Source organism: Microbacterium sp. OVT16B (assembly GCF_019969705.1).
Lineage (GTDB): Bacteria > Actinomycetota > Actinomycetes > Actinomycetales > Microbacteriaceae > Microbacterium > Microbacterium natoriense.
Genome location: NZ_JAHXZA010000001.1, coordinates 3,681,990 through 3,698,090, shown reverse-complemented (window position 1 = coordinate 3,698,090; position 16,101 = coordinate 3,681,990). Strand labels below are relative to the sequence as shown.

The 16,101-nt window shown below is 66.8% G+C and carries 15 protein-coding genes; 7 read left to right on the top strand and 8 right to left on the bottom strand.

The features are described 5' to 3' along the window. Window positions 1-19 precede the first annotated feature (19 nt). Window positions 20-3,925 carry a P-loop NTPase fold protein gene (locus tag LC438_RS17315; RefSeq protein WP_223587317.1) on the bottom strand — a complete coding sequence of 1,302 codons (3,906 nt, stop codon included), beginning with the start codon at window positions 3,923-3,925 and terminating at the stop codon, window positions 20-22. Between the two features lie 210 nt (window positions 3,926-4,135). Here LC438_RS17315 and LC438_RS17310 point away from each other — a divergent pair, with 210 nt between their 5' ends. From LC438_RS17310 to LC438_RS17300, 3 genes are all read left to right on the top strand, one after another. Then, window positions 4,136-5,125 carry a DUF3322 and DUF2220 domain-containing protein gene (locus tag LC438_RS17310; protein WP_223587316.1) on the top strand — a complete coding sequence of 330 codons (990 nt, stop codon included), beginning with the start codon at window positions 4,136-4,138 and terminating at the stop codon, window positions 5,123-5,125. A gap of 417 nt (window positions 5,126-5,542) precedes the next feature. Continuing rightward, window positions 5,543-5,923, top strand: coding sequence for a helix-turn-helix domain-containing protein (locus tag LC438_RS17305; protein ID WP_223587315.1), 381 nt, complete (start codon window positions 5,543-5,545; stop codon window positions 5,921-5,923). A gap of 1 nt (window position 5,924) precedes the next feature. Beyond that, window positions 5,925-6,902: an SRPBCC family protein gene (locus LC438_RS17300; RefSeq protein ID WP_223587314.1), complete on the top strand. Its 978-nt coding sequence runs from the start codon at window positions 5,925-5,927 to the stop codon at window positions 6,900-6,902. A gap of 106 nt (window positions 6,903-7,008) precedes the next feature. Here the strand turns inward: LC438_RS17300 and LC438_RS17295 are convergent, their stop codons facing one another. The 6 genes from LC438_RS17295 to LC438_RS17270 are packed head-to-tail and all read right to left on the bottom strand — an operon-like array spanning window position 7,009 to window position 10,299. After that, window positions 7,009-7,782, bottom strand: coding sequence for a ribonuclease H (locus LC438_RS17295; protein WP_223587313.1), 774 nt, complete (start codon window positions 7,780-7,782; stop codon window positions 7,009-7,011). A gap of 59 nt (window positions 7,783-7,841) precedes the next feature. Further along, window positions 7,842-8,057: a hypothetical protein gene (locus LC438_RS17290; protein WP_105673119.1), complete on the bottom strand. Its 216-nt coding sequence runs from the start codon at window positions 8,055-8,057 to the stop codon at window positions 7,842-7,844. Between the two features lie 18 nt (window positions 8,058-8,075). Then, entirely contained in the window at window positions 8,076-8,417 is a 342-nt protein-coding gene (locus LC438_RS17285; protein ID WP_105673120.1) for a hypothetical protein, read from the bottom strand. A 33-nt stretch (window positions 8,418-8,450) separates the two neighbouring features. Further along, on the bottom strand, window positions 8,451-8,780 hold the full coding sequence (locus tag LC438_RS17280; RefSeq protein WP_223587312.1) for a protealysin inhibitor emfourin: 330 nt from the start codon (window positions 8,778-8,780) through the stop codon (window positions 8,451-8,453). Next, on the bottom strand, window positions 8,734-9,819 hold the full coding sequence (locus tag LC438_RS17275; protein WP_223587311.1) for a M4 family metallopeptidase: 1,086 nt from the start codon (window positions 9,817-9,819) through the stop codon (window positions 8,734-8,736). Before LC438_RS17275 ends, LC438_RS17280 begins: the two co-directional genes overlap by 47 nt. A gap of 9 nt (window positions 9,820-9,828) precedes the next feature. Next, complete coding sequence (locus LC438_RS17270; RefSeq protein WP_223587310.1) at window positions 9,829-10,299, bottom strand: hypothetical protein; 471 nt, start codon at window positions 10,297-10,299, stop codon at window positions 9,829-9,831. A 157-nt stretch (window positions 10,300-10,456) separates the two neighbouring features. Between LC438_RS17270 and LC438_RS17265 the strand changes: the two genes are divergently transcribed. From LC438_RS17265 to LC438_RS17250, 4 genes are read left to right on the top strand one after another with little or no spacing between them, the layout of a single operon-like run. Beyond that, on the top strand, window positions 10,457-11,767 hold the full coding sequence (locus LC438_RS17265) for an ABC transporter substrate-binding protein (RefSeq protein WP_223587309.1): 1,311 nt from the start codon (window positions 10,457-10,459) through the stop codon (window positions 11,765-11,767). Between the two features lie 2 nt (window positions 11,768-11,769). Further along, on the top strand, window positions 11,770-12,732 hold the full coding sequence (locus LC438_RS17260; RefSeq protein WP_105673124.1) for a carbohydrate ABC transporter permease: 963 nt from the start codon (window positions 11,770-11,772) through the stop codon (window positions 12,730-12,732). Beyond that, a complete protein-coding gene (locus LC438_RS17255; RefSeq protein ID WP_105673125.1) occupies window positions 12,729-13,673 on the top strand; it encodes a carbohydrate ABC transporter permease in 945 nt (314 codons plus the stop codon). Before LC438_RS17260 ends, LC438_RS17255 begins: the two co-directional genes overlap by 4 nt. Before the next feature lies 1 nt (window position 13,674). Beyond that, window positions 13,675-15,351 carry an amylo-alpha-1,6-glucosidase gene (locus LC438_RS17250; protein ID WP_223587308.1) on the top strand — a complete coding sequence of 559 codons (1,677 nt, stop codon included), beginning with the start codon at window positions 13,675-13,677 and terminating at the stop codon, window positions 15,349-15,351. Window positions 15,352-15,431: 80 nt separating this feature from the next. Here the strand turns inward: LC438_RS17250 and LC438_RS17245 are convergent, their stop codons facing one another. After that, window positions 15,432-16,088: a GntR family transcriptional regulator gene (locus LC438_RS17245; RefSeq protein WP_223587307.1), complete on the bottom strand. Its 657-nt coding sequence runs from the start codon at window positions 16,086-16,088 to the stop codon at window positions 15,432-15,434. Window positions 16,089-16,101: the final 13 nt, after the last annotated feature.

The window sequence follows — 16,101 nt, the reverse complement described above, 5'->3', positions numbered from 1 at the left end:
CGCACGGCGGGATCGAAGATCACTCCGATTTGGAGAGAACTCGACGTACGTCTAGGTAGATCGTCTTGGCAGGCTCTTTGCGAGGGCCGCGAGGACCGATGATTTGTTGTGCGGCGCTTCTCGACGCACTCCCCGCGCGCGCGGCGTCCGCGATGCGTATGGCGATGTCGCGATCCAACTCCTCTCGGCTCCACCGCCAGAGCGCCGCAGCGATCGGCGCCGAGAGCTTCTTGTCAAGCGCAGACGAAGTGCCGACGGCCCCCAAAAGCCGAGTGGCTGTGAGTACCTCGTGGGCCGCGCCTGCCAGGCCGGAGGAGATTACCTCAGCCACTGGTTCGATGCTCGACTCGCTCGCGTCGGCGAGCTCACCGAGGCGCCCGGGTACGATAACTGAATCGTCGTTGGCCATGAAGTCCGATGTGACTTTAACGACGGCGTCGACATATGTTGTCTGGTCCAAGTCTGCGATGTAGGTGAGCAGCTCAGCTCCGAGTGGTGCTGAGGATTCTCGGCTCACCCATATTGCGGGGATGCCCTCCACGAGAGCTGTGATCTCGTCGCTGGAGGCTTCGTCCAATGCTTCGAGCATTGTCGTCTTGCCTTCGTGGCCGGCGGTGAGTGCGACTTCGAGTCCTTCCTCGAGTGGCAGGTGGCGAATTATCATCGCCCGCGCCGCTGGGGCGTGATCCAATCGGTCCTCAGCGGCGTTGCGGATCTGTGAGACCGCTGTCGGAGTGAGGCCACCTCGATCGACATCGCCGAGGTGCCTGAAAACGGATTCGATCGCTGCTTCGTCACCCTCGTCGAGAACGGGGGCGATCATCTCCAGTGCTGGCGCGAGGCTATCCTCCGGCCAGTCGAACGAGCCCATGAGGCGCACGGCAGGAGCGTAGTGGCGGTAGGGGATCATCTTTGTTCGAATCAACTCGTGAACGGCCGTTGCCGCTGTTGCCGAAGGTTCAGGCGGCGACGCCGCGAGAACTACGTCAGCAGCAGCCTCTACTGATGCGAGAGTGGAGTCAGCTGCCGCCGCCGTCTCGAGCACCGTCTTCTCAAGCCAGGGCTCCCAATCAGGTTCGGTTCTGATCGGCGGGAGTAGCGCGATCATTTGTTCGCGAAGACCTTTGTCTCCGGTGATGAGGAGGGCTTGCCGGAGCGCCGACTGAAGCGGGGTGAGCCCTTCATCAGACAGATCCGAGGCATGGCCGAGTATATGCTCAAGCAGTGCCTGCTCGTCGCTGTCGATTTCCTCGGTGGCGCGGGATACGAGACGCGCTGCGCTGGCGACGACCGGCGTGGCATCACTTGGTCGTTCTCTCAGAAGAGTGGCAACGATCTCGTTGCCGCTGGGATAGATGGTGTTCCAGGCATCGATGCTCAGAGCGAGAACCTCGGCGATCTGGCGAGGGAGAGTTGCCTTTCGCTTTGCGCCCCAGGCGGCGGTGAACCCCGGAGCGCGCTGAATTGTCTGTGTCAGCAACCATTTGGCGGGGGCAAGATGGTCGGGCTTGAAACCGTCCACAAGCGCATCTCGTGTCGGGGTCGTTGCACTTCCGAGATACGCATACGACAGATCCGCCAGTTGCTTCGGCACCGTGAGATCCACCGTTTGCACGATACGCAGCGCAGCGAGTGCGCCGTTCGAGGTCGCTCCGCTGCGAAGCGCCGATACCGCGGCGGCATTCATTTCCGTCGAAAGTGCGGATGCAGGTAGCGAAGCCGCGGCCGCCGCGGAGGCGTTCGCGAAGGCCTCAGTCAAGTCGTTCTCAGATTGGGCGAACGCTTCTAGCGTGGACGAAAGGATGATTTCGGCGAGCTCGCTGTCTGAGTCCGCACGCAAGTGGCTCGCGTAGGACTCCAGATCCTCGACAAGCTGACCTGCGACCATCTCCCGAGTCGCGCTGCGGAGAGCGGTTCGGACGTTGCCGATCGCCAGTGGATAGGCCGCGATCTTGGCGTCATGATCCAGCACGGAGGTGGTCCAGATTCCCCGTGCATCGCCAGTGTCGGGGACGTTGCTGAGCGCGCCCGCAATCTCGTCCCGCAGCTTGTCGCTCGATACTGCCTGTAAGAGAACCGCGAGACCTTCTGTTGAAAGGTCTGTGGCGGGCGCTCGGACGATGCCTGCCGAAACAGCGTCAGCGATCTTGCTGCTGAGCGCGTTCGCGCTCTCGGCGTTCTCGACAATGGTTGCGAGTGAGTTGGCGAGTTCAAGCCCGCCAAGGGTATTGATCGCATCCACGATGGACTCGGCGTACGCGCCACGTTGTTCGTCGGGTGCTCCGGAGGCATCGACCAGGAGCTGACCGAATTCTGCGATCTGGCGGTTCGACAGCACAGACAAGACGCGACGAGCATCGGCACTCCCCATCGATCGCTCGAGGCTGTCCTGGCCGAGGTAAAGGAAAGGCAGCAGGTCTTCGATCGGTTCGGTCCATGTCGCGGTGCGCCCAATGAACCGTTTCAGGGAGGCATAGGTAGCCGAATCGACTGAAAGCCCGGATTTCTCGGCGGCCTCTGCCGCGGCGGTGGCATCGAGCGTGCCCCGGACATCGCTCTCTATGGCCGCGACGAGTTGGGTGTCGACAACGAGGGCAGCGAAGAACGTCGGGAAATCGTTCTTCAGCACAGTCATCCGAGCGAGCACCGCTGGCGCAGACGTCACAAGTCCCGCGCTGATTGCGCGCCTGCCGTCCTCTCCGCGCTCGCGTCTCATCGCAAGGCGGTAGTCAGCGAAGTACCCGTTGAGCAATCGGATCACGTGGCGCGGGGACTGCACCTCGTCATGAATGAGGATGTTGAGGACGGTCTCGAGACTATCCCCTAGTTTTTCTGCACCTCGATGGCCGGTAGAGACGAGGAGTTCTCGCGCGTAGGCTCGCAGGTCTCGGCGCGCATGCAACGGCATGATCTGTCGGAGAGTGAACAGGCGGTTGAGGTACTCATCGATGAGCAGATCCGCGTCATCTCGACTGATGGGCCCCTGGTCCACACGCTGCGCGACGAGTGCCTTCGCAATGATCGTGTCATCGAGCGAGACGATGAACGTCGGCTGTCTAGCCGTCGACACCGTGAGCTGAAAGCTCCTGATCGCGTTGAGCGCCGGAAGAATCTCATGCTGATCTAAGCGGTCGACGTCGTCGACTGCGATCACGAGACGAGGCTTCACGAGCTCAGCGAGACTGGCGAAGACTCGCTCATACTCGTCTGCTGCCTCGGCGCGCGGACGCATCGAGGTGCTCTGCCCTGGCTTGAATGGGTCGGCTTGCTTCGCCGCGTGCCGGAAGAGACTGAATAGCGGCACCGCAGCTAACGTCGTCGCGAGGCTGCCAATGAAAGCTGCGGTCCAGGACAGTACGCGCGAGGCTGTGTCCGTCGTAAAGAAGCCGCTGAATATCAAGATGAGCGTCGCGATCGTCAGGACCGCGAGCACGATTCCGCCGACGATCGCGAGCCACTTGCCGAGCTTGCTCCGCAAGCGACTACTGATGAACGTCAGCAGGCGGCCGACCCCTGAGAGCTTGACATCAGACCAACTCTGAGTCGTGGAGTATTCCAAGCGAGAGATGATCCGCTCGACCTGAGGGCGCGAAGCAAGGTCTCGGTCCAGTATCGCCTCTGCCACGGAAAAGACGAACGATCTATGAAAGTTCTCGATCTCGTGGCGCTCTGCGGACACCCGGATCAACGCGTATTCCTTGTCGCCGGTGAGCAGCTTGCCTAACAGCTCGACAACGCTGCTCTTACCGACGCCGAAGGATCCGAGCAGCCCGATCATTCTGCGGCCGAGGTGTGGCTCCCGCAACATCGTCAGTAGATTGTTGGCTACATCTGGGTGCCCGAACGCGTCCTTGTCGGCGTCGGAAAGCGGCGCGTCAGCGATAAACCAGGTCCTCGGCTCCGAGGGCTCGTCCTTCAGGGTCATATTCGTATCTTGGCATGGGAGTGGTTATGTTTGGTCGTTCGATGAACTCGCAGAATCGGGACGAATAGCAGGGCTCGGCTGCCGATCTTCCTTGGCGACCCGTTCCTTCGAGGGTGATGAGACTAGGGCGTGTTGCTAAAGCCAGCACGTCCGTCTGAGGTGGCTGTTGCTCAGATGCACTCAGGAGGTGCGAGGGCCTGAGAGGGCTCCGTGACCCTGTGGCGATCGTGGACCCGTGAGCGCGGTGTCATTCTCGAGAGCCGGACCCGGTGGCTTGGTGGGGTCCCGCATTCGATCCCCTCGCGCATCGCAATCGACAGCATCGACGCAGCTGCGGAACTGATCGGAGGAGATTGGCCGGGGCGTCTACGGCGAGGACGGCTCCGAGAGGCAGAGCTTTGCAAGCAGTTCCCCGCCGTTGAAGTGCGTGCCGGCCTGCTGCGCAAGGTCGACGGTTTCGACGATGTCGATTTCGAGCTCCTCCTTCATGCAGCGGAATGGTTCGCGGAGAAATCTGCCGCGGGTCTCACCCCGCGGCAGGTGCCGTTAGAGGGATTCCACGCAAAGTGGTTGAACACCCGGCAGCCTCTGATTGCCGCGCTTGCGGGACGGGATGATCTGGGTTTGGCGCCGAACCATCCATCACGGATCCATTTCACCTACCTCGATCCGGCTCATCGCAACGGTGGCGGCCGTAGGTACGACAGCCCCACTGTAGGCGATCGCTTCGCACCGGCCTATGACCCACGGGTCGTGATCATCTCCGAGAACAAGGACACTGCGGTGAACTTTCCTGAGCTCGCCGGTGCGATCAGCGTCGAAGGCGCCGGTACAGGATGCTCGACGATCGCGGCTTTCGAATGGATCACCGGCGCTCCTGCCGTCATCTACTGGGGAGACATGGATGCCGACGGGCTTGAAATCCTCGACGGTTTCCGGGCGGCAGGCGTACTGGCTAGCTCGATCTTCATGGATCGAGGATCCTTTGCACGCTGGGAGAGGTTCGGGACAAGCGTTGACAAGCGGGGAGGCGCCCTCGGTCCTCGTCAACCGCGACCGGTGCAGCATCTCACCGACGACGAGCGTGCCCTGTACTTCGATCTCATTGATGACAACTGGGGGCGAGCGCGGCGCATTGAGCAGGAGCGCATTCCGTTGCAGCTGGCTCGTGATCTAGTCGCCGCCGGGATCGGCTTCTAGCAGCCCATCTACGACGGCAGATTTCTGCTGGACGGGATGCGAAGGGCTAACTGACCCCATCGTCGGCGGGGCTTATCCTCGCTCTGTGATGCGCGGGACACAGCGTCGACACCCAAAGATGGATCACGTACTACGCGCCAGCTGAGCTACACGCCTCACAGGTCTCGATGCTCTCCCACTCGGCAACACGGATCGTCTCGTTGAACTCTTCGTTGTTCTCGCTGACGTCATCCGACGGGAGGGCATAGAACGACAGTGAGCCGAACTTCGACTTGCACTGCTGCCGACGTATCCCGGTGCGATCGCGTTCAGGCGGGCGTCGAGTCGCGCCAGCAGTGGGTACCAGCCGGGGCTTACGTCGAGGTTCTTGACGGAACCTCTTGACACGGCATCCGCTGTCGCATAACGTACAACCAAATGGTTGTACAAAGAGAACTCAGCGAAGCGGAGGTCGACCGTGTGTTCCACGCACTGGCGACGGCGACCCGGCGCGACATCCTGCGCCGGACGATCGAGCGGGAGCAGTCCGTCTCGACCCTCGCCTCCGAATACGAGATGTCCTTCGCCGCGGTGCAGAAGCACGTGTCCGTGCTCGAAGCGGCGAACCTCATCGTCAAGCGCGCCGAGGGGCGCGAGCGGCTCGTCCGCGCGAACCCCGAGATGATCGCCCGCGCCAGGGCGCTCCTCGCCCGATACGAAGAGCTGTGGCGGTCGCGCATCGCCCGGCTCGACGACCTGCTGGCCGAGCCGGCACCCATGCAGCAGAGCACCACCGAACCGAAAGAGCAGGGAGATTGACATGCCTGTCACCGACATCACCACGGATGCCGAGAACCTCACCATGACCGTCGTCGCGGACTTCGCGGCGCCGATCGAGCGGGTCTGGAGCGCCTACAGCGACCCGCGGCAGCTCGAGCGCTTCTGGGGTCCTCCCGGGTGGCCGGCGACGTTCACCGCCTGGGACCACAGCGTCGGCGGACGCGCGAACTACACGATGAACGGTCCGCGCGGCGAGGCCTCCTCCGGCTCGTGGGAGTTCCTCTCGATCGAGGAGCCGACCGCGTTCACGGTGCTGGACTCCTTCGCCGACGCTGACGGCCAGCCGATCGAGGGCTTCCCCGCGCAGCGCATGTCCTTTGCGTTCGAGTCGACCGCTGAAGGCACTCGCATGGTGACCACGAGCCACTTCGACTCGGTCGAGGCGCTCGAGCAGGTCGTCGAGATGGGGCAGAGCGAGGGAATCCGCATGGCGATGGGTCAGCTCGACACCGTGCTGCAGGACCTCCGCGAGTACGCGCAGGGCAAGGGCACCCGCGTCGAGCTGCTCGACGACACCCACGTGCGCATCACCCGGCTCGTCGAGGGTCCGCGCGAGTTGGTCTGGCGCGCACACCACGAGGCCGAGCTCATGAAGCAGTGGCTGCTCGGACCCGACGGGTGGGAGATGACCGAGTGCGTGGTCGCGACCGCGCCCGGGGACACGTACCGCACCTCGTGGGCGCCGGTGGGTGACACCGAGGGCCAGCCCTTCGGATTCGAGGGGGAGGCGCTGCTCGTCGACGCCCCTCGCCGCGCGGTCACCACGGAAAGCATGACCGGGATGCCGACGGAGACGCTCAACGACCTCAACCTCTACGAAGAGGACGGCGCGACGCTCATCACCCTCCTCATCGAGTACCCCGACAAGGAGACGCGCGACATGATCCTCGCCACCGGCATGACCGACGGCATGGAAGCCTCGTACGCCCGCCTGGAGCGGGAGCTGCTCGCCGTCTGAGCGTTCACAACTCCTCAAGAAAAGGCCGGATCCCGCGGGATCCGGCCTTCTCTGCGCCGCCGGCGCTGATTCGTGAGGAGTGGTGAACGCCGTGTCGACGCACGGCTCAGATCAGGCGGCGCAGCGCCTCTTCGAGGGTGACGCCCTGCGCGTCGGCGAGGTCGGCGAGACGCGCGTGCTCATCGCCGCTGAGCGTGAGGCGCAGCTCGATCGGGTCGTCTGCGGGAGCGTCGTCGAGGCCGTCGAAGAGGTCGGATGCCTCGGCCCACAGCGGCTCGGCGGGGAGCTCGGCGGGAGACGCGACGGGGACGACGGATGCAGCAGCGGGTGAGGGGGAATCCGCCCGCGCGTCGTCGGCCGGAGCGAGCCAGTCCCGGTCGGGCTGTGTCGCCATGGGCGCCTCGACATCCGCCGCGCCCCGCGTGAAACCGGGCCCGCGGTTCGGCTCCTGCTTCGCCTGGTACGCCTTGGCGGCGCCGTTCGCACGCTCGTCCGCCGCTTCGTTCAGGGGGTGCCCCGCGTGGCCCTTGACCCACTCGAACGTCACGTCGCGGCCTCGCATGGCCTCGTCGAGCGCCTCCATCAGGTCGCGGTTCAGCACGGGTCCGCCGTCGGACTTGCGCCATCCCTTGCGCTTCCAGCCCGGCATCCACTTGGTGATCGAGTCGATCACGTACTTGCTGTCGCACTCGATCACCAGCTTCTCGGAGGTGCCGGCCGTGGCGCGCAGCAGCTCGAGCACGGCCTGCAGCTCTCCCTGGTTGTTCGTGCCGTGCGGTGAGCCGCCGGCGGCCCAGTTCGCGTCGTCGATGTACCAGGCCCAGCCGTTCGGGCCGGGGTTGCCCAGGGCGGAGCCGTCTGCGGCGGCGGTGATCGTCATCCCTCCACCGTAGCCGCGGTCGGCGACACCGCCCGGCGGCGGGCGGTGTCAGAACCCCGTCAGTCCTTCGGTTCGCCCGTCTCGTCGGCCCCGGCCTCCGGCAGCACCGGCGCGACGGGGAAGACGATCGAGGTCACCTGCCCTTCGAACCCCAGCGACAGCGGGTCGGCCGAGGGCACGGCGTCGAGCACATCGGCCGCATCGCGATCGAGCGGTTCGGAGGGGAGGACCCACTGGTTCTCCTCTTCCTCTGGACGGTGCTGGAAAAGTCCCATGTCCCTATTGTGCGCCGCTCAGGATGCCGTGGGGGCGGCGCGCCGGAACGTGAAGTACCCCGACACGGCGCCGTGGTTGACCACGCCGGTTCCCGTGCTCAGGACGCGGTTCGAGGTCGTCGCCCCGGACTCGATGAAGGTGTACCCCGTGTGCTCGAGCCTCCACCCGATCCGCTCGACCTGCCCGAGGAAGTACCCGATGCTCTCGTTCACGGCCAGGCCGTTGTCTGCCGAACCCCATGACGACGTCTGCCCGGTCAGACGCCCGATCTCCACGTGCAGATGCAGGAGCACGTCGCCCCTGGTCTGCGCATCCTGGGCGAGTGACAGCAGCCGCGTGGCTTCATCCGGTGTGAGCATGGTTCCCCCTGGGTCGACGTGGGTTCAGCGTAGTCACTCCGCCGACGCTGCTCGCACGGCGTCGACCAGCGCGCGCCACGGACCGTCGAGCGCCGCGTCGGGCAGCTCCTGCTCCCGCCGCTCGGAGGGGGTGCGGGCGCGGATGCTCCACACGAAGCGGTCGGCGCCCTCCGTGTCGGAGGGCGGTGCGTCCCAGGGGCAGCGGTCGATGAGCGCGATCCAGTCCCCTGCGTCCTCAGGGGTGGCGGCGACCCGCCAGCGGCGACGGATGCCGGCGATGCCGCCGGTGCGCACGACCGCGATGACGACGACGTCGTCATCGGTCTGCGTGCGCTCCTCGGTCGGAGGAGGGGTCTCGCTCATCCTCCAAGACTCCCACGGTCGTCCAGGCGCGTCGAGCGGCTGCCGCCGTCGCGTCGTCGATCGCGGATGCCGCGGTGATCGTCGCCTCCGCGAACTGCGCGAACGTGGCGGTGCTCGACAGTCCTCCGGTCAGTGCGCGGTACCAGGTCAGGCCCGCGCCCTCCCAGGCGTTGCCCCCGAGATCGCGGGCGAACAGCGCGAAGGCGCGGTTCGGGATGCCGGAGTTGATGTGCACGCCGCCGTTGTCTTCCGTCGTGCGCACGAATCCGCTCATGTGGTCGGGCTGCGGATCCTTGCCGAGCTCGTCGTCGTCGTAGGCCGTGCCGGGGTGCAGCATGGAGCGCAGAGCCTCGCCCTCGACCGCATCCGTGAAGATCTCCGCGCCGATCAGCCACGTGGCCTGGGCCGCCGTCTGCCCGAGCAGGTACTGCTCGGTGAGCGCGCCGAAGACGTCGGCGATCGACTCGTTCAGCGCGCCGGGCTGGCCCTGGTACTCGAGGTTCGCGGTGTGCTGCACGACGCCGTGCGCGAGCTCGTGCCCGATCACGGTGGTCGACGCCGTGAAACCCGTGAAGACCTCTCCGTCGCCGTCGCCGAAGACCATGCGCTCGCCGTCCCAGAAGGCGTTGTCGTAGTCGACGCCGTAGTGCACGCTCGCGTCGAGCGGCGCCCCGGCGTCGTCGAGGGAGTTGCGCGAGAATGCGGCGAGCAGCAGCTCGAAGGTGGCGCCGAGCCCGTCGAACGCCTGGTTCACGGCGGCGTCATCGACCGGGGGATCGTCTTCGCTGCGCACCAGGATGCCGGGGAGCTTCTGCGTGTTGCCGGCGTCGCTGATGGTGCGGTTCGGCGCATCGGACAGCTGCGCCACGAGGTCGCCGTTCTCGTCGATCGACAGGTCGATGCGCGCGCGGAACGGCGGGCGCCCCGCGGTCAGCGTCTGTCGCGCGGCGGCCGCTGCGTGCGGGAACCGCCCCGACTCGGCCAGGCGCGCGAGCAGGTAGGAGGGAACGACTCCGGGGGATGCGGTGCGGCTGCTCATGCCCCGACCCTACGCCGGAGGTGCGACGTTCGCCCGGGGGTTGCGTTCGATGTCGACCACGGTCGTGCGCACGCCGTCGGACTCGTACTGCACCGGCATCCCCGGGTGGGCGAGGGAGAACCAGAACGTGCCGTCCTCGGTGTCGTACCGCAGGCACTCGACCTCGCCGAGCGGGGTCGTCAGCGATTCTGACGAGACGGTCGTCGTCGCGGCGTCGAAGGCGGCGTGCCGCTGCAGGTCGAGCCACGTCACGCGGTCCGCAGACAGGTCGGAGCGGTCGGCGAGCGACCAGCGCTCGAGGGTGGCGCCGTCGGCATCCGTCTCGCTGAACCGGTTGACCCTCGTGGCCGTCGTGCCGTCGGGCAGGTCGATGCGGATGCGGATGGTCTTGCCGGGTCCCGTGGCGTCGCGGATCTGGGCGGCGGTGAACGGGGTCGGCAGGAGTCCGGGGCCGAGGAGGTGCGGATCGGGTGCGCTCATGCACCCATTGAAGCCCACTCCGCGCGACGTCACGAGATGATCTCGATGCCCCGGGGAAGAGGGGTGTCTCTTGACACATCTGCGTTCTGTATACAGAATACGAGTATGCCCTGAGGGGTTCCCGACACGATCTTCCGATGACGAAAGAGGTAGCGAGATGGCACGAGCGAAGGTGACGCGGTATCTGGCAGTGGGGGCCGCCGGAGCCCTGGTCCTGGGGCTCGCCGCGTGCAGCGGCGGGGGCGGGGGCGGGGGCGTCTCGGCAGACGGCACCGCGACCGTCGTGTGGTCCACGTGGGGCACGGCCGACGAACTCACCCGCTACGAGGAGTTCAACAAGGACTTCATGAAGCGGCATCCCGACATCAAGGTCAAGCTGCAGCCGGTCGCCAGCTACGGCGACTACCACTCCAAGCTGCTCGCGCAGCTCACCAGCAACACCGCCCCCGACGTCTTCTACGTCGGCGACGACAAGATCGGCCAGTTCGTCGACTCGAAGCGCCTGATGCCGCTGAACGACCTCATGGACTCGAAGGACAGCAAGACCAAGAAGGACGACTTCTTCCCCGGCCTCTTCGGCGCCGCCGAGAAGGACGGTGAGACCTACGCCGCCCCGAACGACTCCAACCCCGACGTGTTCTGGTACGACAAGCAGGCCCTCGCCACCGCCGGCATCACCGAGGACCCCGCGACGCTCGCCGAGAACGGGGAGTGGACGACCGACAAGTTCCTCGAGATGAACGCCAAGCTCCACGACGCCGGCCTCACCGGCACGATGTACTGGAACTACTGGGCGACCCACTGGAGCTGGCTCTCCTCGCAGGGCGTCGACGCGCCGTACAGCGACTCCGGGGAGTTCACGGCGAACAAGGACTCCGCCGCGGTCGACGCGATGCAGCAGTTCGGCGACCTGTTCCAGGACGGCACCTTCGTGGTCGCCGACAGCCTGCCGGACGGCGCCGGAGCGGACAGCGTGTTCGTGACCCACAAGGCCGGCTTCTTCGTGCAGGGCCGGTACACGATCGGCACCGTGAAGGCGACCGGAGAGGAGGCCAGCTACGACATCGCGCCGTGGCCGACCCCCGACGGAAAAGCCGCCCCGACCGGCGTCGCCACGTCGTTCCTCGCGATCAACGGCAAGACCAAGGTGAAGGACGCGGCGTTCACGTTCTGGACCGAGTTCCTCTCGGCCGAGGGGCAGACCTTCCGCCTGCAGGGCGGCGGCAACGCGGTCCCGTCGATCAAGGGCGCCGACGACGTCGTGCTCGAAGACGGGTACCCGGCGCACGCGCAGACCTTCCTCGACATGCGCGACATCGGCTTCGAGGACTACCCCGCCGAGGCGGCCGTCCCCGGCCTGCCGGTCGACATCGCCGACGAGCTCCTCAAGCTCTACGAGGGCAAGGAAGACGCGAAGGCCGCGCTCGACAACGTCGCGAGCCTCGTCAAGGATCGGTCGGAGAAGTAGGAGTGTCCACGCTCACCGACAACGGACGGATGCCGCAGGCCACCCCTGCGGCATCCGCCCTGCCCCTGCGCAAGGAGGCGGCCTGGCGCCGGCGCGACCGCCGCTGGGGCTACGTCTTCGTCGGCCCTCAGCTGATCGGCATGGGGCTGTTCGTCGTGCTGCCGTTCCTGGGGAGCATGGTGCTCGCCTTCGCCTCGTGGGACGGGCTGAGCGACCTCGAATGGGTGGGCTTCGCCAACTTCGCCGACCAGCTGTCCGACCCGCTGCTCGGACGCGCCATCCTCAACACCCTCCTCATCGCGATCATCACGGTGCCCATCGGGCTCGCGCTCGCGGTGATCGTCGCGATCGCTCTGGAGAAGCTCAAGACCCGCACGCTGTACCTCGTGCTGTTCTTCGCGCCGGTGGTCACGTCGACCGTCGCGGTCGCGATGATCTGGCAGCAGATGTTCCGCGCAGACGGCGTGCTCTCCACCGCGATCTCGAAGATCTTCGGCATCGCACCCCCCGACTGGCTGCAGGATCCGAAGCTCGCCCTCCTCGCCGTCTGCATCGTCACCATCTGGTCGTCGATGGGCCTCAACGTGGTGATCTTCCTCGCCGGTCTGCAGAACATCTCACCCTCTGTCATCGAGGCCGCCCGCATCGACGGGGCGGGCCCGTGGCGGCTGTTCACCAGCATCCGCCTCCCGCTGCTCTCGCCCATCGTGTTCTTCTCGTCGATCGTCGCCTTCATCTCGTCGCTGCAGACCTTCGACACCGTCTACGTGCTCGTGCAGAACGCGGGACCCGACAACGCGACCCGCACGATCGTGTTCCACATCTTCGATCTCGGCTTCACGAAGTTCGAGTTCGGCCTGTCGAGCGCGGCCAGTGTGATCCTGCTGCTCATCACCCTCGTGATCACGGGCATCCAGTTCGCCGCGCAGAAGAAGTTCGTCCACTACGAGGATGACCCGGCATGACTTCCCAGACCCCCTCCCTCACCCGGCAGGCCCCTCCGACGGGGTCGACGGTCGCGCTCACCGCTCCGGGCTACCGCTCGCGCGGACGCGGCGGACCCGGCGCCGACCGCGCCCGCCGTCGGATCGGCGCGACCCTGCTGCACGTGGTGCTCGCCGTCGCGGGCATCGCGATGGTCTTCCCGTTCATCTGGATGCTGCTGACGTCGTTCAAGTCGCTGTCGCAGCTCCTGAAGAACCCGCTGCAGTTCCTCCCCGACCCGTGGACGTTCGACAACTACACGACGGCGTGGAACGCGGTGCCGTTCGGGCAGGCTTACCTCAACAGCGCGTACATCGCCGTCCTCGTGGTCGTCGGCACGCTGCTGACCTCCGCGATGGCGGGGTACGCGTTCGCCCGCATCCGGTTCCGCGGCAGCAGGATCCTCTTCGTCGTGTTCCTCGCGACGCAGATGATCCCCAAGCAGGTGACGCTCATCCCGTTCTACCTGCTGATGTCGCAGCTCGGCTGGGTCGACTCGCACCTCGCACTGATCGTCCCCGGCATGATGGCGAACCCCTTCGCGGTGTTCCTCATGAGGCAGTTCGTCCTCGCGCTCCCGCGGGAGCTCGAGGAGGCGGCCCTCGTCGACGGCGCCGGACGCTGGCGCACCTTCTGGAGCGTCGTGCTGCCCAACCTCAAGCCGGGCCTCGCCGCGCTCAGCATCATCGTCGCCCTCGACGTGTGGAACTCGTTCCTGTTCCCGCTGGTGCTGCTGAACACGCCCGATCTCTTCACCGTGCCGCTGCTGCTGCAGGCGTTCCAGAGCCAGCAGGGCTCGGTCAACTACGGGCTCGTGATGGCGGCGTCCGCGATCGCCACCGTGCCGATGCTGATCGTGTTCGTGATCGGTCAGCGCAAGATCCTGAACAGCATGGCCGCCTCGGGCCTCGGAGGACGATGACATGACGGATGCCGCCGACCTGGCCGCCCTCGCCGGCCGCCATCTCGACCTCGTCTCCGCGCCCTTCACCCTGCCGCGTTCGCGCGTGCTCGTGTTCCGCGCGGAGCACGGAGACGGCGTGCGCGTGCACACCTCGGAGTACGAGAAGCGGCTGTCGGAGTGCCGGGTGCTGGATGCGATCGTCGTGACGGATGCCGAGGGCGCGGTGCTTCCGGTGGCCGACGTGCTGCCTGGGCGCGTGCGGTTCGAGGGTGACGCCACGCTCACCTTCGACGGCCCATCGGCGTTGAGCCTCGGCGGAGCGCCGGGCGTGCGCGTGCGCCTGGCGCGGCCGGACGGCTCCGTCGAGGAGCATCCGCTGGGCGACGGCATCCGGCTGCGCATCGCGGCCGACCGCACCGTCTCCGTGGAGAGCGGGGGCCACGCGGGCGCGCTCACGGCCACGGCATCCGTCTGGGACGAGTGGTTCGCGACGTGCCCGATCGTGCGCGACGACCTGCAGGAGATGACCGCGTTCTGCTGGTGGGTGCTCGGAGCGAACATCGTCGAGCTGCCGTCGCTGGGCGATGCCCGCGCGATCGTCCCGTCGAAGATCGGCTACGTGGGGCTGTGGCAGTGGGACGCCTACTTCATCGCGGTCGGCCTGCGTCACGGCGACCCGGAGCTGGCGCGCGAGCAGCTCGACCTCGCGTTCCGGTTCCCGCAGCCCGACGGTCAGCTGCCCGACGTCGTGCACGAGCTCGGGGTGCTCGCGACGAGCGACGACCTGCCCGAGAGCGATCGCGCGAACCTGCGCAGGGCAGGGTCGCAGATCGCCGACCCGAGCGCGCCGGTGCCGCTGACCAAGCCTCCGCTCGCGGCCTGGGCGCTGCGCACGGTGCTCGCGGTGCAGGACGACCCCGACTACGCGCGCACCCAGCTCGCCCGTGTCATCCGCTCGCAGGACTGGTGGTTCGCGGGCAGCGACCTCGATCACGACGGGATGCCGGAGTACGGGCATCCCTACTCCTCCGGCCTCGACGACAGCCCCATCTTCGACGGACCGCTGCCGACGGCGGCTCCCGACCTCGGCGCCTATCTCGTGCGGCAGGACCTCGAGATCGCGGCGCTCCTGGAGCGGTACGAGCCCGGCGTCGATGTCACGCGCTTCCGCGAGCGCGCGGCCCGCACGCAGGAGCTCCTGCTGACGATGTGGTCGTCGGAGGAGAGCCGGTTCCTCGCGTACGGCGGTGGGGCGATCCCCGGAGCGCTCGGCGCCCCTGGCGGCGAGGTGCTGCACAGCGACACGGTCGTCGGACTCCTTCCGCTGCTCACCGGCACGCTCCCGGCCCCCGTCTCCGAGGCGCTGCGCGCGGCCGTCGACGATCCGTCCCGGTTCGCCCTGGAGTGGGGCCTGCCCACCGTGGCGGCATCCGACCCCGACTTCTCGCCGGAGCGGATGTGGCGGGGACCGATCTGGGTCAACACGAGCGTGCTCGTGGCCGAGGGGCTCGAGGCATCCGGGTACCCGGAGCGCGCGCGGGAGCTGCGCGAGCAGACCGTCGCCCTCGTGATCCACGGCGGCGGCCCGCACGAGTACTTCAACCCGCACACAGGGCTCAAGGCTGAGCGCGCGACCACGGCGTTCGGCTGGTCGGCTGCGCTGTTCATCGACCTCGCCGTCCGCCTGTCGGGCTAGACTCAGCGCTCCCGTCGCAGAAGATCCCGCCATGACGTCGCCATTCCGGGATCTTTCGCGACGGGAGCGCGGATGCCGGGCTACGCCGTGAAGTACGAGCTCGACGCGTTGTCGAGGATGCGCTGCATGCCGTGCATCCAGTTCAGCTTGAGGGCGCTGACGGCGGCGGGGACGTCACCGGCGGCGAGCTGCCTCGCGATCTCGGCGTGCTCCGCGGCGACGCGCTCGACCTTGACGTCTTCGGGGACCAGCAGCGACTCGTACCGGTGGAAGGAGCTGCGCACGCTCTCGATCACGTCGAGGAGCCGCTGGTTCGGGCACGCCGACAGCATGAGACTGTGCCACTCGTCGTCCTTGGTGATGACGAGCTGGTGCTCGACGAGCTCGTCGGCGAACGCGTCGGCCATCTCCTTGAGCCGCGCGCCGATGGCCTGCAGCTCGTCGAGCGGACTGAGCTCGAGGGCCAGGCTCTCGAGAGCCGCCATGACGGGGGCGAGGTCGCGGAACTCCGAGGCGCTGAGCGGCACGAACCGGAAGCCCTTGCCGTTCTCGCTCTCGATCTGCCCCTCGGACTCCAGGGCGATCAGTGCTTCGCGAAGGGGCGTGCGGCTGACTCCGAGTTCACCGGCGAGCTGCACCTCGTTGATGCCCTCGCCGGGCTGCACGAGCCCGGCCCGCATCCGTGCGAGGAGTTCCTCGCGGACCTGGGAGCGCAGATTCTTGCGTTCGATGGCCATGGATGGCATCCCC